The organism is Arthrobacter sp. 01T428 (assembly GCF_056398685.1).
This window is the reverse complement of sequence record NZ_JBFTPW010000010.1, coordinates 127,928-149,438: the sequence shown is the minus strand read 5'-3', so window position 1 is coordinate 149,438 and position 21,511 is coordinate 127,928. Positions and strand designations below refer to the sequence as shown.

Below are 21,511 nucleotides of genomic sequence, written 5' to 3'. Positions count from 1 at the left end.
ATCACTTTCTAAGCTTTACATAGTTCCAGTGATCCAGATCACGAAATCGAAGAACCTGCGCAACACCTAAGACAGAGAGGTCTTGGAGTATGAATACCACCCATCCCAGCCGGCCGCCCCTGGCCCCCGAGAGGGCCGAGGTCGCGGCCGGTATCGACATCGTCGGGTTGACCAAGCGTTACCTCACTCCCAAGCACGAGACATTCACTGCCATCCGCGATGTGACGCTGAGGGTCGAACCCGGCCAGTTCTGCGCGATCGTCGGACCGACGGGCTGCGGCAAGTCCACCACCCTGGCTCAGGTTTCCGGGCTGGAACGGCCAAGCGCCGGCTCGGTGAGGGTCCACGACCAGCTCGTTGACGGCATCACCAACGGCGTCAGCTACATGTTCCAAGCAGACGCGCTCTTCCCCTGGAAGACCGTTCTCGGGAACGTCCTGATCGGACCGGTCCTGCTCGGGACGCCCAAGAAGGAAGCCACCTTGCTCGCAAGGGACTGGCTGCGCCGCGTGGGCCTGGCCGGCTTCGAGGACCGCTACCCGCACCAGTTGTCCGGCGGCATGCGCAAGCGCGTCGCCATGGCCGCGGCGCTCATCAACAACCCGCGGATCCTCTTGATGGATGAACCGTTCGGCGCACTCGACGTGCAGACCAAGGCCATCATGCAGAACGAGCTGCTGCAGCTCTGGGAGGAACTGCGCCCCTCTGTCCTGTTCATCACCCACGACCTCGACGAAGCCGTGGCCCTGGCCGACAAGGTGGTCATCATGACCAGCAGCCCGGGAACCATCAAGGATGTCTTCGACATCGATCTCCCCAGGCCGCGTGGAGATGTCCAGAAAATCCGGCACGAGGAACGATTCCTGGAGCTGCAGGGCCAGATCTGGGAGTCCCTCAAGGACGAAGTCACCCGCGCCTACAAGCAATCGGCAGGTGCAGCAGCATGACAACCACAATCAATAGAGGTGCTCCCGTGCAAGAGCAAGATCAAGCACAAGCGCAAGCGCAACGTCAAGCGAGTGAGCTAAAGGCTTCCGCCCGGCGTTCCCTAACCCGCCGCACCACGTGGGTCTGGGCCGGACGTGCCATCCTCGCCGTCGTCGTGATCGGGGGCTGGCAGTGGTTCACCACCGAGGGCTGGGTGGACAAGTTCTTCTTCGGCCAGCCGACCGAAATCTGGAACAGCCTGGTCAAGCTCTTCACCGAGGGCACGGCATTCGGCACTATCTGGGAGAACCTCTGGGTCACCATGCAGGAAGCGTTCATGGGCTTCGCGCTCGGAACGCTCGTCGGCGTGGTCCTGGGCCTGCTCCTGGGCTCGAACAAGTACCTCTCAGCCGTGGTCGGCCCGTACATCCGGATCGTGAACTCCATCCCCCGCATCGTGTTGGGCTCGATCTTCATCGTCGCGTTCGGCCTGGGCACCTTCCCTAAGGTGCTGCTCGCAGCGGTCCTGGTCTTCTTCGTCGTGTTCTTCAACGCCTTCCAGGGCGTCCGTGAAGTGGACCAGAACCTGGTCGGAAACGTGCGGGTCCTGGGTGCCTCGCCGCTTCAGGTAGCGATCCACGTGACAATCCCCTCGGCCATGACCTGGATCATCGCCAGCCTGCACACGGCATTCGGTTTCGCGATCATCGGCGCGCTTGTCGCTGAAGTGCTCGGCGCCCAGCAGGGAATCGGCCTGATCATCAGCCAGGCACAGGGGACCTTCGATCCCAACACGGTCTTCGCCTGCATGGTGATCATCGCAGTCATCACCCTCGGCGCCGAAGCCCTCCTCACCTTGCTCGAACACAAGCTGCTCAAATGGCGGCCGCCGAACCGTTCCGAAGCCCAGGCCATCTGATACCCGCCGGCTTCCATTCCCCTTACCCAACGCTCGAATCCTCACAATAGAAGGAAAAGCACAACCATGATGAAGAACAAGATCTACGCCGTCGGCGCTGCCGGAGTGATCGCCCTGAGCCTCGCTGCTTGCGGCACCAGCACCGCAAGCAGCAACGGCACGGCAAGCGGCGGTGCTTCCGCGGACACCGCCTCGATGCCCACCGTGAAGATGATGGTCGGCGGCATCGACAAGCAGATCTACCTGCCCTACCAGCTCGCAGAGCAGCTGGGCTACTACCAGAAGTACGGCGTGAAGGTGGAGCTTTCCACCGAGTCCCAGGGCGGCGTCGGCGCCGAAGACGCTATGGCATCCGGGCAGGTGGACATGGCCGGTGCATGGTACGTCCACACCGTCGACTTCCAGTCCAAGGGCAAGAACGTCATCAACCTCGTGCAGCTCTCCAGTGCCCCGGGCGAACGCATCATGTGCAGCCCCAAGGCGAACGTGAAAACGGGTGCTGACCTCAAGGGCAAGACCGTCGGCGTCACCGACCTCGGCTCGGGAACCGATGAGCTCACCCAGTTCATCGCTGCGAAGGCCGGCCTCGCGAAGAGCGATTACCACACGATCGCCGTCGGCGCCGGTGCAACCGCCATCGCGGCCATCCAGCGCGGGTCCGCTGACTGCGTCATGACCACCCAGCCGACCGTTGGCGCCCTTGAGAACAAGAACCTCGCCGTTTCCTCGATCGACCTCGCCACCTCTGACGGAGCCAAGGCAGCACTTGGCGGCACCCTGCCGTCGGCCGGTCTCCTTGCCCAGTCGGACTGGGTCAAGACCCACGAGGACGCAGCCCAGAAGGTCGTCAACGCCCTCGTCGACACGATGCACTGGATCAGCACCCACTCCGCCCAGGACATCGCCGATAAGCTGCCCCAGTCCTACGTCCAGAACAGCACCATCTCCAAGGACCAGTACGTCGCCGCCCTGAACCAGGACAAGGGCCAGTTCCTCCCGGACGGCCTCATGCCTGCAGGCGGCCCCAAGACGATCTTCGACGAGGAAAAGACCATCGGCGTTGACACCTCCAAGGTCAACATCCCCGACACCTTCACCCAGAAGTACGCCCAGGCCGCGCTCAAGCTCGAGGGCTACACCAGCACCACCACCCCCGCCGGCAACGACGGCTGACGTAATCTCCACACAGAAGGCATAGGCGGCACGACACCCGGCAAATGACGCCTCACGGCCGGCCGGCGTGGTCCTCCACGCAGGCCGGCCGCACCTCTCAACGCAGCCGCGCGCAAATCAACGCGGCCGCACAAAACAGAACCCGAGACCCGCACCATGTGCGGCCGGCAGAAAGAGGACCGTGACAATCGAGGAATACCTGCGCGACTGGACAAGGATCCGGACCCGCGACGAGATCAAGCTCAGCAAGGATGGCCAGGAAGTCGCCCGCGGACGCGCCGACGGCGTCACCGACGACGGGAACACCCTCTGGCTGATCCAACCCGCCGGAAAAGGACGGTCCATGTTCACCCGCCAGGACGATATCCTCGCCTTCCGCATCAAGGCCTCAAGACCCTCCCGGCAGATCTGACCCGCGGCCCGCCAAGCCCGCTCCGACAAGGACATCCCCATGCACGAAACCGCGACGCTCCGCCTGGACATCACCGTCAGCCAGACCCGCAGCAGAGACGACCAGCTCACCGAGGCCGTCAACGAACTGATACCCGCCGCCCTGGAACACCGGCACGGAATACTCGTCACCCAACACGACACCGCCAGATACACCCTCGAGATACACCCGTCCGTCCCCTGCGGAACCATCCACGAAAAAAGCCGCCCGGAAACATAAAAACGAACCGAAATATCCCCGGTGCGGCAACAGGCCCGAGAATTCCCCACCTTCCTGACCATCCCGCCCTACGCCCGCTACCCCACGGAAGCTTTCGAAGAAGCCACCAAGGAAGAACCCGCAGCCGCGTGGAACAAACGTCAGCCAGGTCCCGGCAATCCATCGCAACAGGAAACCCGAAGGTCGGGTGCATGGGCCGGCTGCGGTTCCAGTGATGCGCCAGCCTCTGCAGCGGCGCATGACCGGGCCCTAGCTCCGCGTGCCGTTCGACAGGGCGGTACGCGGAGTGTCGGTGCTGAGAATTCCTGGAATCTGCCCGGTTCCAAACCTTGGAAAGCAATGCGACATGATCTCCGAGGCCGCAGCGCCGCCGTAACGCTGAAGAGAAGTCGCAGCCCCTTTGAGGAGGCACTCCCTTCCCCGTGCGGGCAGGGGTTTCTTTGGCCGAGCGTCCAGGTGCTGGTCAGGCGAGGAACGGACCCGGGCCGGCTGCGCCGGCAGATCATGCGGATGCTCCCGGGCTCCACGGGCGCGCGCACCGCCCGTGGGGACGCCGGTCCCGGACCGGCGCCGCAGGCATGGGTACCCGCGGTCTCGGCCGTGTTGGACCAGTTCGGCCGCAACCTCACCCAGGCTGCGGCCGAGAACAAGCTCGATCCCGTGATAGGGCGGGAAGGGAAATCCAGACCCCCGGCAGCGGAGACCTTGACGAGAATCTCACCCGAATTGTCCAGCAGCTCATGGAATTCTTCGTGCAGACCTTTCCCATGGCAGCCTCCGGTGTTGGGCGATAAGTTCCGGGGATCCGAAGATGCGCACCGGAGTAACGAACCGCGGATACGGGCCAGCCGGACCGATTCTCAGCCTCAAGGCCTACCTGGACGCAGAACGAGACACCGGACGCGTCGCCGCAGCGAGCAACATCGCCTCAGTGTCCCAGATCCTCATCGGAGTTGCTTTCCATCAAGGATTCCTCGCCGCATTCGAAGGTCGCGACGACGTGCCCAACCCCCCGATCAAAGCCGAAGAAGCCGTCGCCGCCGTCCTCCCCGCTCTCACGCAGGAACCCTTGCGATAAGGACGAAGGTCATAGCTAACTGTGTGTTGCGGAAAGGCCGACGAGAAAGGAAAGCGCTGCTGAAGCGCCCGGTCGGCGGAGTGTTCATCCGAGGCCAACGCCGGGACCTTCGACAAGGTGTGTTCGCCTGCGGCTAATCTACCCCTCGCCACCCTTTGGCCTCTATGTTGCCCCTATAGTTCACAAGAGAGAAACATAGGTTGCACACCACGGTTACATACGGTGCGCCCGCCTAGACGCCGGGCAGCCCGTCCGTGCAAACGCACATATTCAGGTTGATCACGGTCCCCTAGTCTCTATTCGAATGTTGTGCAGATCACAATATCCGGGGCTGCCATCACTGGCGGCGGTCGGCTCCCAGAGGGGTCGACTCGAGTTCAAGGAAAGATGGATTTTGACCACCTCAACGACGGGCCCAGCCCAAAGCGGCGGACTTGAAGTCCGCTCTATCGACTACGTCCCGTTGGACGAGCGCCACGGGAAAGTCTCCAGCATCGGGCCCTTGTGGTTCATGAGCAACGCGCAGATCGCCACGCTGGCGGTGGGCCTCATCGGCGTCACCACGGGCGGGAACCTGGTCTGGTCCCTGATCGCGATCGCCGTCGGTGTGCTCCTCGGGACGCTCTTCATGGCGGCCCACTCCTCTCAGGGGCCTCAACTGGGCCTGCCTCAAATGATCCAGTCCCGCCCGCAGTTCGGATACGTCGGCGCCCTGCTGGTCTGGCTTTTCGCCTACCTCCAGTACGCCGGCTTCAACATCTTCAACACGGTGCTGGCCGGGCAGGCCATTGCAGGCTCCGTTCACGTCGGTTCAGACAACCTCTGGTTCTGGGTCGTGACGGTCGTCGCCGTCGTCGTCGCCCTTTTCGGGTACGACTTGATCCACCGCTTCGAGCGCTACCTGACCTACCTCACGATCGCGATGCTGGCGCTGCTGACCATAGCGGCACTCACCAAGCTCGACTTACCTGCCGGTGCGCTTAACCTCGGCGACTTCCAGCCGGTGCCTTTCCTCGCCCAGTTGGGTGTTGCCGCCGGATACCAGATTTCCTGGGCCATCTACGTTTCCGACTACTCGCGGTACCTGCCCCCGAGCGCCGCGCGCCGAACCTTCAGCTACACCTTCTGGGGCAGCGCGCTCGGCGGAATCTGGGTGATGTTCCTCGGAGCGTTCATCGCTTCCTCCGCGGGCAAGGACTTCGACACCATAGGGTCTATCCAGGCGACGGCGGACAAGCTCTTCGGCGGCTTCGGCTCGATCGCGCTCTTCATCGCCGCTCTGGGCCTCGTCTCCGTCACAGCGCTGAACATGTACGGCGGCTCGCTGACACTCATCTCCTCAATCGACAGCCTCAAGAAGATCAAGCCGACCCTCAAGCTGCGGATCGTCACCATCGCGATCACCGCCGCCATCTCCGTGGTCCTCGCCAACATCGCCTCCGACGACTTCCTGGCCAACTTCAACGACTTCCTGCTGCTGGTGCTGTACTTCTTCATCCCCTGGACCGCAGTGAACCTCATGGACTACTTCGTCGTCAGGAAGGGCCACTACGCCATCGCCGAGATCTTCAAGCCCAACGGCATCTACGGCCGCTGGGGATGGCCCGGCATCATCTCCTACCTCGTCGGCTTCGCGGTAATGGTTCCCTTCTTCTCCGCAGGAAAGCTCTTCGTCGGTCCCGTGGCCCAGGCGATGAGCGGAGCAGACATTTCCCTGTTCATCGGGCTTCCCGTCGCGGCCGTCCTCTACTGGCTTCTCGCGCACAAGACAAATGTCGCTGCTGAGACCGAGCTTTCAGAAGCTGAAGAAGCAGACCTCGACATCGCCGCGCACGAGCACGTGACGCCCTAGCACGACGGCCCGCTGACGGACGACGGCGCCGTGCCTCACCAAGGCGAGCGGCGCCGTCGTGCAAAAACCGCCGCCTGACTTGCAGTAGGCGTGGCCGTCGCATTCGCGGGCCATCTGGGAGCGGTGCCGGACCAGGAAGCAGGAGTAGCAGGTGAATTCGTCCTCGCGTTGCGGAACGACCTGGACGACGAGTTCCTCGGCGATGATTCCCCGCCGGGGACCCCTGTACTATCCATATCGTCGGTTTCGTCCAGTTCGCGGACCACGCTTTGCGGGTCGGGTGCGTTGGCTGACTTGAGGGCCTCGAGGGAGTCGTTCTGTGATTCCCTGACCTCGGTGCGCAGTTCGTCGTAATCAGTTGCCACGTGGATGCATCCCTTTCCTGCTCGGGACGGTCGGACATCAAACGTACGGGGCGCCGGCATAATTCCCGAGCAGAGAGGGTTCAGAGCTTTGCGCGGGGCGGCAAGGAAGGCTTCCTTCTCCGCATTCGCAGCGATCAACTTTTGCTCCGCTGCGGCAATGCGCCACCGGCTTTCTTCCACCCGTACCACTGCTGCTCCGCAGTCGAACGCCCAGCCCGTATGGCGATGGTTCCAGACCCGCCAGGATCGACACGCTCGTTCAGGGTATCGATGACACCCCGGCCTGCCTTAATCTCGCCACAAATACGCCGTTCGGTTGTACGGGCAATTGTCCAGGTCTGCCGTCAGCTGCCGCTGTCCGGGTCAGGTGTCTGGGGTCGGACCGTTGCTTTGCGCAGGGGACCGACCGTTCCGTCGGTTCCGTAGTCTCCCTCGGCGTACTGGCCTATCTCGGACTCCGCGGTGCGTCCCGGAACGCTTCCGGCGTCTCCCAAGTCGGACTTCGCATAGCGCCCGGCTTCCCGGGCCTTCCCGCCCAGGGGCTCGGGCAGACCGCCCTGGCTACCGGCGGTGCCGTAGTCACCTTCGCTGTACTGGCCTTCCTCGTCAGCTGGGTGCCGTCCGGGCTGCCTGCCCGTCTTCCCGTAGTTGCCCTCGACGTACCGGCCCCGGAGCTCCAGTTCCTCGGAAGCTCCGTCACTCGTCTCTTCAGTGGGTTCTGCTGCGTCGTTGATGTCGGCCATGATCTTGCCTTTCCCGCGACCAACTGATGCGTCTCCTTGGGCGCGTTTCAAGTCTAGCGAGCGGCATCGCGGCGCGACAGGCAGCTTCTGTCACTGTCGCGCCGCACCCCAGCAGGCCCCCGGTTCGCAGACCCGCCCGGCGTTGCAGAAGACTGCCGTGCAATGTTGCAGTGCCGGGTCCCGCTAGCCTAGGCGGCTCGGGTACGCACCGGCGTCTTGAGAATATCCAACGTCCTCAAGCCCGTGTCGTCCGGATGCTGCCGGCTAGTGCGGCCCTCCTGCGCCGCCCGGCATGCCGGCCTTGATCAGGTCCATGACTGACGAGTCCGCCAGGGTGGTGACATCCCCGATCGGCCGGTCCTGTGCGACGTCTTTGAGTAGCCGTCGCATGATCTTCCCGGACCGGGTCTTGGGCAGTTCCGCGACCACCATGATCTGCCGGGGCCGGGCGATCTTGCCGATTTCCTTGGCCACATGTTCACGAAGCTCCTGCACGACTTCCGGGCCGCCGTCGCCCGCCTCGCTACGGAGGATGACGAAGGCAACGATGCCTTGCCCGGTGGTTTCGTCCGCGGCGCCGACGACGGCGGCTTCGGCGACTTTCGCATGGGAGACGAGGGCCGATTCGATTTCCGTGGTCGAAAGCCGGTGCCCTGCCACGTTCATCACATCGTCCACCCGGCCCATGAGCCAGATATCCCCGTCCTCGTCCTTTTTCGAGCCGTCTCCTGTGAAGTAGAGTCCCGGGAACCGTGACCAGTACGTCTCCACGTATCGCTCGTCGTCGCCCCAAATGGTGCGCAGCATGGATGGCCAGGGTTCCCTCAGCACCAGGTAGCCGCCTGAACCATTAGCAACAGGTGCGCCCGCATCATCGACGACGTCGGCCACGACCCCGGGCAGTGCCTTCATGGCGGCGCCCGGCTTACCTGCCGTCACTCCCGGGAGCGGACTGATCATGATGGCTCCGGTCTCGGTCTGCCACCAGGTGTCCACCACCGGGGTTCGGTTGTGCCCGATGTTCTCCCGGTACCAAATGTAAGCTGCCGGGTTGATCGGCTCTCCCACGGTGCCGATCACACGCAGGCTCTCAAGGCTGTACTTGGCCGGTATCTGGGCGCCCCACTTCATGAACGTCCGGATGGCGGTCGGAGCACAGTAAAGAATCGAGACCTTGTATTTGTCGATAATTTCCCACCAGCGGCCCTGATGGGGGGTGTCGGGGGTGCCTTCGTAGAGCACGGAGGTGGCGCCGTTGGCCAAGGGACCGTACACGATGTAGCTGTGCCCGGTCACCCAGCCAATGTCCGCGGCTGTCCAGAAGATATCGGACTCAGCCTTCAGATCGAACACGGCCCAGTGGGTATAGGCGCAGGCGGTCAGGTAGCCGCCGGTGGTGTGCAGAATGCCTTTGGGCTTGCCGGTGGTTCCCGAGGTGTACATCACGTACAGCGGATGCTCGGCATCGAATGCCTGGGCCTGGTGATCGGCGGAAGCCAGCTCAACTGATTCGTGCCACCAGATATCGCGCCCCGGTGTCCAGTTGACCTCCTGGCCTGTGCGGCGGACCACCAGGACGTTGCGGACGTCCGGGCAGTCCAGCAGGGCCTCGTCGACGGCGGACTTCAGCCCGGTGGCCTTGCCGCGGCGGTAGGCGCCGTCGGACGTTATCACGATCCGGGCATCGCAGTCGTGGATCCGCGTCCGGAGGGCGTCCGCAGAGAACCCGCCGAACACGACGGTGTGCGGAGCCCCAATGCGGGCGCAGGCCAGCATTGACACCACGGTTTCCGGAATCATCGGCATGTAGATGGCCACCCGGTCTCCGGCCTTGACGCCCAAACCGCTCAGCGTGTTCGCCGCCTGGCAGACCATGTCCGTGAGTTGGGCATAGGTGATGGTGCGGGTGTCTCCGGCTTCTCCTTCAAAGTAGTAGGCGACTTTGTCTCCGCGGCCGGCGGCTACATGCCGGTCCAGGCAGTTGTATGCGGCATTGAGCCTGCCCCCGATGAACCATTTGGCGAATGGCGGGTTGGACCAGTCCAGGACCTCCGCCCATTTTTGCGACCAGTCCAGCCGCTCCGCCTGCCGCGCCCAGAACGCCAGCCTGTCGTCGTCGGACTGGTCATAGTCCGACGCCGTGGCGTTGGCTTGAGCGGAAAAGCTGGCTTCCGGGGGGAAGCGCCGTTGTTCGTGCAGCAGGTTCGCGAGGGTTTCATCCGATTCTGTCGGGTAGTCGACCATCTCTGGTCACCGTCGTCCTACCGGGAGCACGGTCCGCTTGAAGGTGGAGTTCGCGACCACCGCGAGGGAGCAGTACCACGCGATGAGCGCCGTTACGAGGCCCAGCCAGCCGCCCAGCATCGTCATGCCGCTTGCCCCCGCGAAGGCGCCGATAAACAACGCGATGAAGGTGAGGGTCAAGAAGACGAAGACGGCAAAGACGCCCAGGCTGACGCGCCACGAGGCAATGGTCATGTAGGCCGTAAAGATTGCCCAGGCCAGCAGGTAGAGGCCCACTGCCTTGCCAGCTTCAGCGGCGGGAAGGCTGGCTGCACTGAACTGGCTCAAGAACCAGAACGAGAGCCAAAACGCGCCGTACGAGCAGAAGGCGGTTGCGCCGAAGACGTTTCGGTTGGCAAACTCCCAGATCCCTGCGCCGAATTGTGCCAGCCCGCCATAGAACAATGCCAGTCCGAGGACGACGGGTTCGTCGGCTTTGACGATCAGGCCGGCGTTAATGGCACTCAGGACGAAGGTGGTCATTGCGAAAGCGCCCAAACCCAAGGCTGCCGGATCGGCAAAAGGAGGACTGCTGCTCGCCTGTGGGGAGATTGCAGGTCCCTTGGCTGAAAGGGGATCTTCAGTCCTGCGACCACTTCCGGCCGGGGCGGTTCCCGCGGCAGAACTTGATTCGATACTCATGGTACGACTCCTTGGTCAGCACCAGCACCATCGCTGGTGACTTATACCAGACTACACCTGAGTATGCAAGGCAAAACTGGAAAAGCGTTGTGGTTCAGCTCACAATACGTTGTGGCGCAGATCACATTTCAGCTGCTGGCTGAGTCATTGACTCGAGCCGCGAAAACCCTGTCGAAATTCTTCGAATTTGCACCGCTACCGGTTGCCTGCTGGTTTAGCTGACCAGGACCTGTGTGGAGGATTCCTTGATCTTGCCGTTGGCCCATTTCATCTGCCGGAGGGTTTGGGGGTGGCAGCGCTGTGCGACGTTGAGGAGCTTGGTGTGCTGGATTCCTTGGGCTGCTTGGGCGAGCATTTCCCAATCAGATGAAACACCGCAGGCGCGAATGTAGACCCCGCGCAGGTCCCGAAGGAGCAGAAGTCCTGTCTCACTCTCCCGGCCAACAATTTCGCTGCCTTTCTCACGAATTTTGGCCAGCAGAGCGTTCTCGCTGGGCGGTTCCGGGTCAAGGACTTGTCCGTATTCCTTTGCGATATCTGCTATTTCGCGCAGATGCTGCTGGGACCACGCGGCCAGGTCGTGTCCCAGATGGAAGATTTCATGGTCCACTTTGTAGTGCTCGGAGATATGGAGCAGGTGTTGGGCCAGTTCATATTCATCCTTGTGAAGGCCCTCAAGTACGAGTCCGATTTTCACCCTTTCACCTCCGTAGGTGTTAGCCCTTCGTTTGCAAAAGCAGACGGTATACCTTTGGTTTTGGCGTTGTCGGGGAAGTCGCCAACAGGCGCTGATGCGGTGTTGGTCGGTGCCGGCGAAGGTCCGCTCCCGTTATGAATGCGACTGATGCGGGCGGCAGCGGTTTTGAAGATCGGTTGCTTGGAGGCAGCGTCCCAGTCGGTGATGGTCAGTTCGTTGGCTGCACGTCCGGCGTCGATTGGTTCGTGCCCGCCGTCGGTATCCCAGTAACCGTAGTGGAACGGCAGAAACACGACCCCCTCGCGGATACCGCCGACCCGCACTTGCGCCCTGACGGCCCCTCGGGGGGTTTGGACTTCTGAGAAGTCTCCTTCGGCCAGCGTGTACCGTTCGGCGTCCTGGGCGGAGATTTCCACCCAGACTTCGGGGGCAGCTGCCTGCAGCTCAGGGCTCCGCGCTGTTTTGGTGCGGGTGTGGAAATGGAACAGAGTGCGGCCGGTGATGAGCTGAAGCGGATACTGCTCGGTGGGAATCTCGTGGGGCGGCATGTACTCGGCCGCCTTGATCATGGCTTTTCCTTCAGGGTTCATGGCCTTGTATTCACTCGGTTCCACCGGGGCTCCAGTGATCAGGTCCCGGCCATACGTCTCGCAATACTCAGGGTGGGCCCAAAATTTCCCGTCCTGATAGATGCGTTCAGTGCCCTCGGGGTTCTCGTCGTTGCACGGCCACTGGATACCGGAACCGCCACGTAACTTCTCGTAGGTGATTCCTGTGTAATCACACGGTCGTCCGCGGGTACATTCCTTCCATGCTTCAAAAGCAGACTCGGAGTCATTCCACTTGATCAGCGGTCCACCGTCCTTGTCATTCAGGCCCATACGATGCGCGTAGTCGATGAAGATGTCCAGGTCCGGGCGGGCATCACCCGGCGGGTTCACTGCTTTCTCGGACAAGTGCACAGTCCTGTCTACGTTGGTGAATGTCCCGGTTTTCTCTCCCCAGGTGGCAGCAGGCAGGATCAGGTCGGCCAACTGGGCCGTCTCGGAAAGGAAGACGTCCTGTACCACCAGGAAGAGACGGTCTTGGGCCAGGATCGAGCGGATCCGCGCCAGTTCGGGCAAGGATACGGCCGGATTCGTACCAGTGACCCACAGCATGCGGATGGACCCTTCTTCGACGTAGCGCATAATCTGCATGGCATGAGTCGGGGGTGAGTAGTGGGGAATCGACTTCGGGTTAACGTTCCAGACCTGTGCCAAGTCGTGCACATGAGCATCGTTTGACCAGTTCCGGAATCCCGCCAAGTCGCCGTCTGCACCGCACTCACGGGTGTTTTCAGCCGTGGGTTGGCCATTCATCTGTAAGATCCCGCACCCGGGTTTGCCCAGCATTCCCCGGATGATGTTGACGTTGTTGACCTGGACCGCCGCGGCTGTTGCCTGATTTGACTGGTAGAAGCCCTGCAAAACCGTGGACAACAGTCGCTCGGCGTGGCCGATAATGCTGGCTGCCTCCTTGATCTGCTCTGCCGCTACCCCGCAGATGTCCGCTACCAACGCCGGCGGGTACTTCCTGACCTCTTGCTCCAGGTCCTTATAGCCCACAGTGTGGGACTGGATGTACGTGTGGTCCACCCACCCATTGGCGATGACTTCGTGCAGGATCCCGTTCATGAGGGCCAGGTTTGTCCCGGGCCTCGGAGCGAGATGTACATCTGCTACAGCGGCGACCGGGGTACGCCTTGGATCAACACAGATGATCTTCGGGGGGTTGGGTCCGGCCAGGCGGTCCAGCATTCTGGTCCACAACACCGTCTGGGTCTCCGCCACATTGTGCCCGTATAGAGCGATCACGTCGGCGTGGTCCACATCAGTGTAGGAACCTGGCTGCCCGTCGCAACCGAAGGACTCTTTCAATGCCTCGGCCGCAGTGGCGGTGCACAACCGGGTGTTGCCGTCTACGTGGTTTGTGCCGATACCGCCGTGGGCCAGCATGCCCAGCGTGTAATACTCCTCTGCGAACAGCTGTCCTGTGGTGTAGAACGCAATCGCGCTGGCACCCTGTTCTGCCAGAAGTTCCTTGGAACGGGAAACCACCCTGGTCATGGCCGTGTCCCAGTCTGTTTCGACCAACTTTCCACCGTCGCGGATCAGCGGCCGCGTAAGGCGGTCCGGAGCGGCATTCGCCTGCCAGGCATAAAGGTCCTTCGGACCGAGGCGTCCGTGATTGACCCGGTCCCCCGGGCGGCCCCGCACCCCTACGATGCGATCATTTTTGACCGCAATGTCCATCGCGTCTCCGTTGGAGTGCAGTATGGAAGCGCTTTGAACCCAACGCTCTACATCGTCAGGAACCACACCCTCAGCAAAGTGCGAATCCACCCTGACCGGCCATTTCTCGCCACTGCCGTAGGGCGTGCGGGTCCCCCACGGTTCAGCAATCCGATCAATCCGAACCATCAGTCCATCTCCTGTCCGAAACCGTAGCCATAGTGCCTACGTACACCTTGAACGGTGTTTCGGTCAACGACCTCGTGAAATTCCCCGGCATGGCGCCTTTGGTCGGGATCCTCGTGTGCGGGTCGAAACACGACCCCACCGTCCGCTACGTCCTCGATGGCTCATCGCAGCCTATCGCCGTCGCCTCGTACACGTACGAGACACTCCCGGACAAGGAGCGTGAGGCACTCCCTCCCCCGCCGCCATCACGGCTGCTTTGGAACAAGGGACTGTCGGGAACCGGGAATCCATCGACGACGAACGAATGATCGCGGCGGAGTCGCTGTCTCGTCATACTGACGGCTTACGACGCTGCCCGGTCCACGCAGGGCGTTGAAGCATAAGAAAGTATGCGCGGATATAAGAAGACTCCTTACGGATACAGAGTGGCCAGGATACGAATCGTGAACTTTTTCAGCTCCTTGAGCAGCATGGACCTCGACCTGGCGCCAGCAGGGCCGCCAATCAGGTTTTCGTGAGTGGGAGAAGGAACCGTCCTGCCTGCGCTTGACGCTGAGTAAGCGGACCTGCTGCGTACAACTCGACGCGCCGCGGATTCGGCGACAACGGATGCTGGGCAATGTTTCTGTAGGTGGAGTGTTGGTCAGCACGATCGATGAAATCAATGACGTGGACCGGACCGAAATCTCCCAGGTCGCAGCCTATGTGCAGCACTTCATTCGCGAGGGGTGCCCATCGGTCTGATCTTCGCCGGCCTGCCGCGGGCAGTGTCAGACCTTCTTAACGAGGGCGCAAGTGAGACCCTCCGCGCCAGGTGGGCCGCGTAAAAGGAACGCACCTCGCCTCCTCTTCGAAACCAGCAACGCGGACGGCAGCGGTTGGGACTGGAGACAGCGGTGGCCAGCCGAGAGTAGGGCTGGAGAGGAGAGTGTAAAAGGGCTGGGCTTGCAGCCTCCCTTGGTCCTAAAGGGGGAGGTGGTACAGCCTTGCGGGCCATGGATTATTAAAGGGAGGTGCCTCGCGTAGACCTAGTGCGACACGGCGGGCTCACCTTCGATGGCGTCGGGGTCGAAGTGGTCAAACTTGTTGGCGGGCGCTCCGATGTCCCGGTTCGGCCGGAAGCATTCGAGGAGTTTGGGCACCTTGCCGGTTGTGATTTCCTCGGCGGCCAGGCGCCCGGTCACGGCACCCAAAGTCACGCCGGTGGGTACGATGGCGACATACAGGCCCGGGCGGGCGTCCCAGGAACCGACAACGGGGAGTCCGTCGAAGGGGTATGGGCGGTGGGCGATCCGGATCCGTTCCGCTCGGACCGCGGCCGGGTCGACGTCGGTCAGCCCGTCTCCCAGCTGCGCGAACAACTTCCGTACGGCGGGCTCGGGCAGAGTCCAGGTTTGGCGGTTGATCTCCGCGTCGATGGCAGAGGAGCGGACGACAACGCGCCCGCTGGTATCCGGCCTCACGCTAAGCCCCTGGAGGTGCAGCACGGTGGTCAGCTTTGACGTACCGGGCGAGGTGGTGACGGTGACTCCAGGGGTGCCCTCCGTGCGCACGCTTACCCCTTGCGTTTCCAGAAGTCCCCCGATGCCGGCGCCTGCCGAGACTACGACGACATCGCTCTCGATCCTCTCGCCGCCCTCGAGGATGACCCCTTTGATGCTTTCGGCGTCCCGTAGGAGTTCGGCAACTTTGGTCGAGTGGCGTACGGCTGCGCCGTAACCGGTTGCAGCGGCGAGCAGGTCGTGGATGAGCAAAGGAACGGTGATATGCCCTTCGCCGGGGAAGAATATGCCCAACTCGTACTCGTCGCGTACGCGGATCACCGGGTCGAGGCGCGGGATATCCTGGGGGGACACGGGGATTGCGGCGTAGCCGGAGGACTCGAGGAGTTCTGCCCGCGCTAGGAGCTTCTCGGCTTCGGCCGCGGTTCCGGCCACGTGGAGATGACCATCCCGGTGAAGCCATGCAGAGTTGCCCACCTCCCGCGCAACGAGCGCCCATTCGGCGATCGAGATGACGTTCAGGTGGTGATGGGCCCGGATCTCCTTGGCGTTGGAGTTAAGCCAGGCGAAGCTGGCTGCGCTGGCTGCTTCCCCCGGGATCCCCTTGTCAAGGAGGGTTACGTCAACGCCGCGTTTGGCGAGTTGGTAGGTGATGGATGTGCCAAGGACTCCGGCACCGACGACGATGGCTTTCATTGTTTGATTCTCCTTTTCTGTTCCCCGTTATTTGATGCTCGCGCATCGTGTGGGCAGTCGTCCGACCCCGCGTGGAAACGGTCTTGGAATAGGTCTCGTTGCGCACGTTCGTGCAATCTAACGCCCCGTGCCTCTCGCCGAGGCCTTTCGGTTACGGGACTCGTTTTCTCATAGTCCCGTCAGGCACGGCCTACTTTGTGCCGGCTGGCAGTATAGCCGTGAGCACTTCCTCGGCGTTGTTGTGGTTGGCGGTCGGGACGGCGTATTGGTCAGCCTGGCTCGGCCAGCCGGTGAACCGGTCGGTCCGCCACATTCCTACACCCGAGATGTGGAAGAGTGGGATGATCGGGGCTTGGTCGACCATGAGCTTCTCGAGTCCGGCGAGGGCGGTCTTCTCCCCGGCGCTGTTGGGCGCGGACGCCGCGAAGTCCGAGAGAAGCTGGCCTGCCTGCGGATTCGCGTAGCGCTGATAGTTCACGTTGGCCGATTTACCCAGGGGCGTGAGGTTGTCTTGGCTGAAGATCCGCGAGTAGAGGTCGTAGACGGGGAGGATGCCGCCGAGTGCTCTGAGTGTCAGTTGGTAGTTGCCATTTGACGTGTCGGTGTGCCAAGCCGGCTGTGCCTCGGTCTTGATTGTCGTGGGGATGCCGGCTGCGACGAGGTCAGCGGCAATGGCTTGGCCTGCGCGCACCCAGTCTCCATAGGGGTTGGTGGTCGGCACGGTCAGCGTCAGCTGGAGCGGCTTGCCGTCAGGGGTGGAGAAGACACCCGACGTCCCTGCCGTGTATCCCGCGGATATCAGCGTCTGCTTGGCAGCCTCAGGCCCCGTATCGGAGAAGGTCAGGTCCTTGTATTCGGGGGCGATGGATTTGGTCCTGCTCCTGGGGTCCAACCCTGTCGGCGACTCGGCCGGTGCGTTCTTGTCCCCGAAGGCCAGCTTCGAAACATTGGCCCGGTCAATGGCTTGGCTGATCGCCAGCCGCAGCTTTGGGTCGTTTGTGGGTGCTTTGGCATCGTTGGTGTAGAGGAAGATCATGGCCGGGCTCGGGTTGGTCACCCAGTAGCCGATTTTGGACGGTGCCTGTTTCGCGATGGCCGCAGGGTCTGCTGTTCCGGTGGTGATCCAGTCGACTTGGCCCGCCTGCAGGGCGGCGAGCATGCTGCTCTCCGAGTCGAAAGAGATGTATTGGGCCGTGTTGACTTTTGGCTGTTCGCCCCAGTAATGGTTGTTGCGATCCAGGGTGATTGATTGTGGGCTGAAGGACTTCAGGGCGAACGGGCCGGTGCCGACCGGGTGCGGGTTGGTGAACTTGACCGGGTCGGCGACGTCCTTCCAGAGGTGCTCGGGTACAGGTGTGGTGTTTGACCACAGATATTGGAACGCCGGCCTGGTGAACGTCACCACCGTGGTATCGGGAGCGGGAGAGGAGGACGAGGCAATCGGCAGCCCGTAGAAGTTGAGGGCAGGGAACTTGCCCATCAATTCGAAGGTGAACGCGACGTCTTCCCCTGTCATCGGCTGCCCATCGGACCACTTGACGTCATCTCGCAGCTTGATGGTCAGCGTTTTGCCTCCGTTGGACCAGTCACCTGATCTGGCGAGCCAAGGCTTGCTTTGGGAGTTTGCGACGTCATCGATCATCAGCGGTTCGAAGATCACGTAGGACGAGTTGCCGCTCGCATCCTTCGACGCGTTGAGGAGCGGGTTGAACTGACTCGTGAACGGGCCGGTCGCGCCTGCGGCTATCCGGACCGCCGGTTCGTCGGTCCCCGGAGTCTTTGCTGTGTTGCTGCAGGCCGCCAAGAGCATCGAGGCTGCCGTAAGGAGCGCCAGCACCCCCCTTGTTCTATAGCCGGACTTCCTTGTTCTGTTCCCGGACTTCATTGTCACGAACTCCCTTTCTGGAACACGAGTGGAGGCTGGCCGCTACCGAGGGCACGAATCGACCTGCTCCTGGCTAAGGGACGGTGTGCGGGAGGCCGTCCCGCACACCGCTTTTGCGCTACTGTCCCTGAATGAGGCGCGCGAGCAGGGCGCGGTCACTGCGCAGCACGCGTTCGGGCAGCGGCAGGAAGAGACCGTCTTGCGCGACCGCGGCCTGCCCCTCTCTACTGAGTGCGTAGCGCAGGATCTCGGCGACGGCCGGCGAAATCGGCTCGCTGTCAGCGTCGGGGAGGAAGAGATAGAGCCGGCGGCTGAAGGGATACTCCTGTGAGAGCACGGTTTCACGGGTGCACTCGACTGCGGGGTCGCCTACCCTTGTCGACAGTGCGAGGGCCTTCGCCCCGGCGGCGTTTTGACCGTGGCCGAATCCGGCGTATCCGATCGAGAAGCGGTCTTCGGCAATACGGTGGGGGATCGTGTCGACCTGGTGCAGGAGTTCGATGTCCTCGCGGTAGTCGCCGCCAAGGAGCGAGCGTTCCTGGACGAATCTGTCGAAGCCGACGTCCGGTGTCTGCCCCCAGAGTTTGATCGGCTGGTCTGCCCATTCGCCCTCGAGGCCGAGGTCGCCCCATGTGCGGATGGTGTTTAGGCCTTGGTTGCGGGTTGTCGAGTAGACTGCGTCGAGCTGGTCGAGGGAGATCTGGGTCAGGGGGTTGTCCTTGTGGACGAAGACCGCGACGGCGTGGGTGGTGCCCGGAATGTCGAGGTTGCCGCCGCAGCCGGCGAAGCGACGCGGGAGCCCGCCGAAGTGTGCTGCGAAGAGGTCGCGTTCGCCCCAGAGCATCTCGCGCCCGATGAACGCCAAATCGGCGTCACCGTCAACGAATGTCTGGGCGGCGACACTCGAGGCGACGATCAGAGTTTCGATTTTCAGGTCCGGGTGGTACTGGCCCAAGGACTCGACCCAGCGGGGGACGATTCCGATTGTGCGGTCGGAGTGGACGAATCGCACTGTCCCGCTGAGTGCAGGACGGTGCGGTTCGAACGCGGGCAGGGCCGGGTCGACCTCGGGTGTGGGGGCGCTCAGGGTGGGCATCTCGCGGGGAACTTTGGTGATGACTGGCATTCGATCTCCCAATATCTATCGGATGGGTCCGCGTAGGGATGGCATCTCATAGAGTGAGGAATTAACAACTGTTACATGGGGAAAATATCACTGGCGACGACGGAGTGTCAATGAATTCGGCGCCGGCGCCGTGAAAGCCTGATTGGCCGCCATCCCTGCCCGGCAGATGGCCGAGGATGCGGCGGCGATGACCCGCAGGAACGAAGGGCCGGTGGCGGTCAGCCAATGGGGTTCGTCGGGATTGTCGATCTCGAACAACGGGTCCAGGGTCAGCTCTGCGCTCTGCGCTCAGCGCTCAGCGCCGAGTTGGAGTCGAGCTGGCGGGCATCGAGAAAGAGGGTCCCTGGCCCGTCGAACCTCCGGAGCGCTTCGATGAGACGAGCGTCGATGTCGCTCCGTCCCGCAGCCATCAATGTAGGGACACCGGGACGATGAAATGCGCGGGGGATCGCGTCGGAGACATCAAGTCCCCCTGGATCGGCAAACCTCCCATGAGGTGGGACCGGATAGCAGCGCCCGCCTCCGTATCGACCTCCGTGGAGTCGCCGTCGCCATACAGAGGGTAAACCCGGAGCGTCACCGGGGTCGAGGGTGGATGCTGGGGTCGGAGGGGTGGGTTTCCGTGATCGGGCACGACTATTCGTCGGCGTTGAGATTCACGCCGCCTCCGGAAGCGTAGCAAGCGCGGGCCGTGCCCCACTTTGGACCGAAGAGAAGCACCAGCCCGGCAGCTCGTGGCCGGTGCCCGTCTGTGTAGCTGGAGCGGGACGACTGGACGAGTTCTATCCTGCAGCGATGTGCCATACGGCGGTCCGGCCGTCCGGGTGGACGAGCACGCGGCACTTGCAGTTGGTCGAGCCATACCCAAAAGAGGGCCGCCTCGGCCATGATGTGGTCAACTGTTCCTGAGTCCCAGGAATCGTCCGGGCGCCAGAGTCGTACACGGGCGGTTCATCGGCTGGAGGGGGTGCCCTTCATGCTCGTTCGGTGGGAGGAATTCATCTGTTCAGTGATGGGAATTGCGTTCTGTGCTCATGATTCCTACGTCGTCGGACCTCTTGGGGGTGCGGTCACCGGGAGCTGGCTGGCCGGGTGCCTGGACGTTAGCCGAAGAGGAGCCTGGCTTCGTCCCATCGCTCCTGGGTTACGGTCTTTAGGCGTCCGAGGGCCTCATTGAAAGGAACGGATTCGATTTCCGTGCCTTTGAGAGAGACCATGGTTCCCCAGCGTCGGCGGGCGACCGATTCTACGGCGGCCATGCCTAGCCGCGTGGCCAGGACACGGTCAAACGCGGTGGGCACTCCCCCTCGTTGGATGTGGCCAAGGACAGTTGTGCGGGTTTCAATCCCGGTCAGCGCCTCGATTTCGGGGGCGAGTTTGTCGGCGATTCCGTCTAGGCGTCGACGTCCGAAGGCGTCGAGGCCGCGTTCGGAGTGTGCCGAGGTGTGACCTTGTTCGATATACCCTTCTGCAACGACGACAAGGGGTGCGCGTCCGCGGTTTTGTGCCTCCCGTACCCAGGTTGCGATCTGGTCTGCGTGCAGCGGCTGCTCGGGTATGAGGATTGCGTGTGCGCCTGAGGCCATTCCGGCGTGAAGCGCGATCCAGCCGGTGTGTCTTCCCATGACTTCGGCGACCATGCATCGGTGGTGTGATTCGCCGGTGGTCCGCAGTCTGTCGATGGCTTCCGTGGCGATCTGGACGGCGGTGTCGAAACCGAAGGTGTAGTCCGTGGCTTCCAGGTCGTTGTCCACGGTTTTGGGGACGCCAACGATGGTGAGCCCGTCGTGGGACAGTCGTTCGGCGGCCGTTAGCGTTCCTTCTCCGCCGATGGCGATGAGGGCGTCAACGCCCATGGCCTTTAGCGTGGACTTTATGTTGTGGACGCCGCCGTTGGGACCGTCGAAGGGGTTGGTGCGCGACGTACCGAGGATCGTGCCTCCTTGTTTGGAGATTCCCCGGACGCTTTCCCTTGGGAGCTCGATCACGTCCCCGTCCACAACTCCCCGCCATCCGTCGCGGAAGCCGACAAAACTGTGACCATAGGCTTTGATGCCTTTCAAGACGGATCCGCGGATGACTGCATTCAGTCCTGGGCAGTCACCGCCGCTGGTGAGAATACCTATTTTCATCCTGTGCAGCTTTCCTTTGCGCGGGGCAGGGCCGGAGTGGGCGAGCTGATGCCGCTAGGTTCGCTGGGAAGGACAGCGCGCGGCGTTTGGCCCGGCGGCAAACCGGGCAGCGCTCTTGACGATCAGCGGACGGAAACATCGGCCAGAAAGCCACAGTGGGGAACACCTTTAGGGCAAGCCCAATGTGGTGTCCAGGTACCGAACGTGGCGCCCCACGGCGGCCTATCAGGGGGTTCCGGCGCCGGCCCCCGGCTGTCGGGGTGTCTGTTGCGAAGGTACATGCCGGCGCCGGAAGATGTGGTTGCTGCGCCATTCGCATCGATGAACCACTTCAGCTCGGCGTCGGGGCGGTCCGTGAC

At 62.6% G+C, this 21,511-nt stretch carries 18 protein-coding genes and 1 pseudogene; 8 read left to right on the top strand and 11 right to left on the bottom strand.

Features of this window, described 5'->3' with window-relative positions:
* Positions 1 to 89 precede the first annotated feature (89 nt).
* From AC1DJB_RS13490 to AC1DJB_RS13460, 7 genes are all read left to right on the top strand, one after another.
* Positions 90 to 947 carry an ABC transporter ATP-binding protein gene (locus AC1DJB_RS13490; RefSeq protein WP_476910523.1) on the top strand — a complete coding sequence of 286 codons (858 nt, stop codon included), beginning with the start codon at positions 90 to 92 and terminating at the stop codon, positions 945 to 947.
* Positions 948 to 973: 26 nt separating this feature from the next.
* On the top strand, positions 974 to 1,846 hold the full coding sequence (locus AC1DJB_RS13485; RefSeq protein WP_476910522.1) for an ABC transporter permease: 873 nt from the start codon (positions 974 to 976) through the stop codon (positions 1,844 to 1,846).
* Between the two features lie 66 nt (positions 1,847 to 1,912).
* Entirely contained in the window at positions 1,913 to 3,019 is a 1,107-nt protein-coding gene (locus AC1DJB_RS13480; protein WP_476910521.1) for an ABC transporter substrate-binding protein, read from the top strand.
* 181 nt (positions 3,020 to 3,200) lie between these two features.
* Positions 3,201 to 3,431, top strand: a complete 231-nt coding sequence (locus AC1DJB_RS13475) for a hypothetical protein (protein ID WP_476910520.1) — start codon at positions 3,201 to 3,203, stop codon at positions 3,429 to 3,431.
* A gap of 39 nt (positions 3,432 to 3,470) precedes the next feature.
* Entirely contained in the window at positions 3,471 to 3,689 is a 219-nt protein-coding gene (locus AC1DJB_RS13470) for a hypothetical protein (RefSeq protein WP_476910519.1), read from the top strand.
* 811 nt (positions 3,690 to 4,500) lie between these two features.
* The gene (locus tag AC1DJB_RS13465; protein WP_476910535.1) at positions 4,501 to 4,767 is read left to right on the top strand and encodes a hypothetical protein; all 267 of its coding nucleotides are present in this window, start codon (positions 4,501 to 4,503) and stop codon (positions 4,765 to 4,767) included.
* A gap of 394 nt (positions 4,768 to 5,161) precedes the next feature.
* On the top strand, positions 5,162 to 6,619 hold the full coding sequence (locus AC1DJB_RS13460; RefSeq protein ID WP_476910518.1) for a purine-cytosine permease family protein: 1,458 nt from the start codon (positions 5,162 to 5,164) through the stop codon (positions 6,617 to 6,619).
* An 81-nt stretch (positions 6,620 to 6,700) separates the two neighbouring features.
* Here AC1DJB_RS13460 and AC1DJB_RS13455 read toward each other — a convergent pair.
* From AC1DJB_RS13455 to AC1DJB_RS13430, 6 genes and pseudogenes are all read right to left on the bottom strand, one after another.
* Positions 6,701 to 6,984: pseudogene (locus tag AC1DJB_RS13455) on the bottom strand (DUF4193 domain-containing protein); the annotation flags it as partial.
* 344 nt (positions 6,985 to 7,328) lie between these two features.
* Positions 7,329 to 7,727 carry a hypothetical protein gene (locus tag AC1DJB_RS13450; protein ID WP_476910517.1) on the bottom strand — a complete coding sequence of 133 codons (399 nt, stop codon included), beginning with the start codon at positions 7,725 to 7,727 and terminating at the stop codon, positions 7,329 to 7,331.
* Between the two features lie 264 nt (positions 7,728 to 7,991).
* Complete coding sequence (acs, locus tag AC1DJB_RS13445; RefSeq protein WP_476910516.1) at positions 7,992 to 9,971, bottom strand: acetate--CoA ligase; 1,980 nt, start codon at positions 9,969 to 9,971, stop codon at positions 7,992 to 7,994.
* A gap of 6 nt (positions 9,972 to 9,977) precedes the next feature.
* A complete protein-coding gene (locus AC1DJB_RS13440) occupies positions 9,978 to 10,652 on the bottom strand; it encodes an acetate uptake transporter (protein WP_476910515.1) in 675 nt (224 codons plus the stop codon).
* Between the two features lie 214 nt (positions 10,653 to 10,866).
* On the bottom strand, positions 10,867 to 11,349 hold the full coding sequence (locus AC1DJB_RS13435; RefSeq protein WP_476910514.1) for a hypothetical protein: 483 nt from the start codon (positions 11,347 to 11,349) through the stop codon (positions 10,867 to 10,869).
* Positions 11,346 to 13,811, bottom strand: coding sequence for a molybdopterin oxidoreductase family protein (locus AC1DJB_RS13430; protein WP_476910513.1), 2,466 nt, complete (start codon positions 13,809 to 13,811; stop codon positions 11,346 to 11,348). Before AC1DJB_RS13430 ends, AC1DJB_RS13435 begins: the two co-directional genes overlap by 4 nt.
* A 32-nt stretch (positions 13,812 to 13,843) precedes the next feature.
* On the opposite strand from AC1DJB_RS13430, the gene AC1DJB_RS13425 reads away from it, so the two are divergent.
* Positions 13,844 to 14,119 carry a hypothetical protein gene (locus tag AC1DJB_RS13425; RefSeq protein WP_476910512.1) on the top strand — a complete coding sequence of 92 codons (276 nt, stop codon included), beginning with the start codon at positions 13,844 to 13,846 and terminating at the stop codon, positions 14,117 to 14,119.
* A gap of 720 nt (positions 14,120 to 14,839) precedes the next feature.
* On the opposite strand, the gene AC1DJB_RS13420 is transcribed toward AC1DJB_RS13425, so the two are convergent.
* The 5 genes from AC1DJB_RS13420 to AC1DJB_RS13400 form a co-directional block, all read right to left on the bottom strand.
* A complete protein-coding gene (locus AC1DJB_RS13420) occupies positions 14,840 to 16,009 on the bottom strand; it encodes an NAD(P)/FAD-dependent oxidoreductase (RefSeq protein WP_476910511.1) in 1,170 nt (389 codons plus the stop codon).
* 190 nt (positions 16,010 to 16,199) lie between these two features.
* A complete protein-coding gene (locus AC1DJB_RS13415) occupies positions 16,200 to 17,846 on the bottom strand; it encodes an ABC transporter substrate-binding protein (RefSeq protein WP_476910510.1) in 1,647 nt (548 codons plus the stop codon).
* A 166-nt stretch (positions 17,847 to 18,012) separates the two neighbouring features.
* Complete coding sequence (locus AC1DJB_RS13410) at positions 18,013 to 19,020, bottom strand: PstS family phosphate ABC transporter substrate-binding protein (RefSeq protein WP_476910509.1); 1,008 nt, start codon at positions 19,018 to 19,020, stop codon at positions 18,013 to 18,015.
* Positions 19,021 to 19,107: 87 nt separating this feature from the next.
* Positions 19,108 to 19,278: a hypothetical protein gene (locus AC1DJB_RS13405; RefSeq protein WP_476910508.1), complete on the bottom strand. Its 171-nt coding sequence runs from the start codon at positions 19,276 to 19,278 to the stop codon at positions 19,108 to 19,110.
* 845 nt (positions 19,279 to 20,123) lie between these two features.
* Complete coding sequence (locus AC1DJB_RS13400; protein ID WP_476910507.1) at positions 20,124 to 21,152, bottom strand: 6-phosphofructokinase; 1,029 nt, start codon at positions 21,150 to 21,152, stop codon at positions 20,124 to 20,126.
* Positions 21,153 to 21,511: the final 359 nt, after the last annotated feature.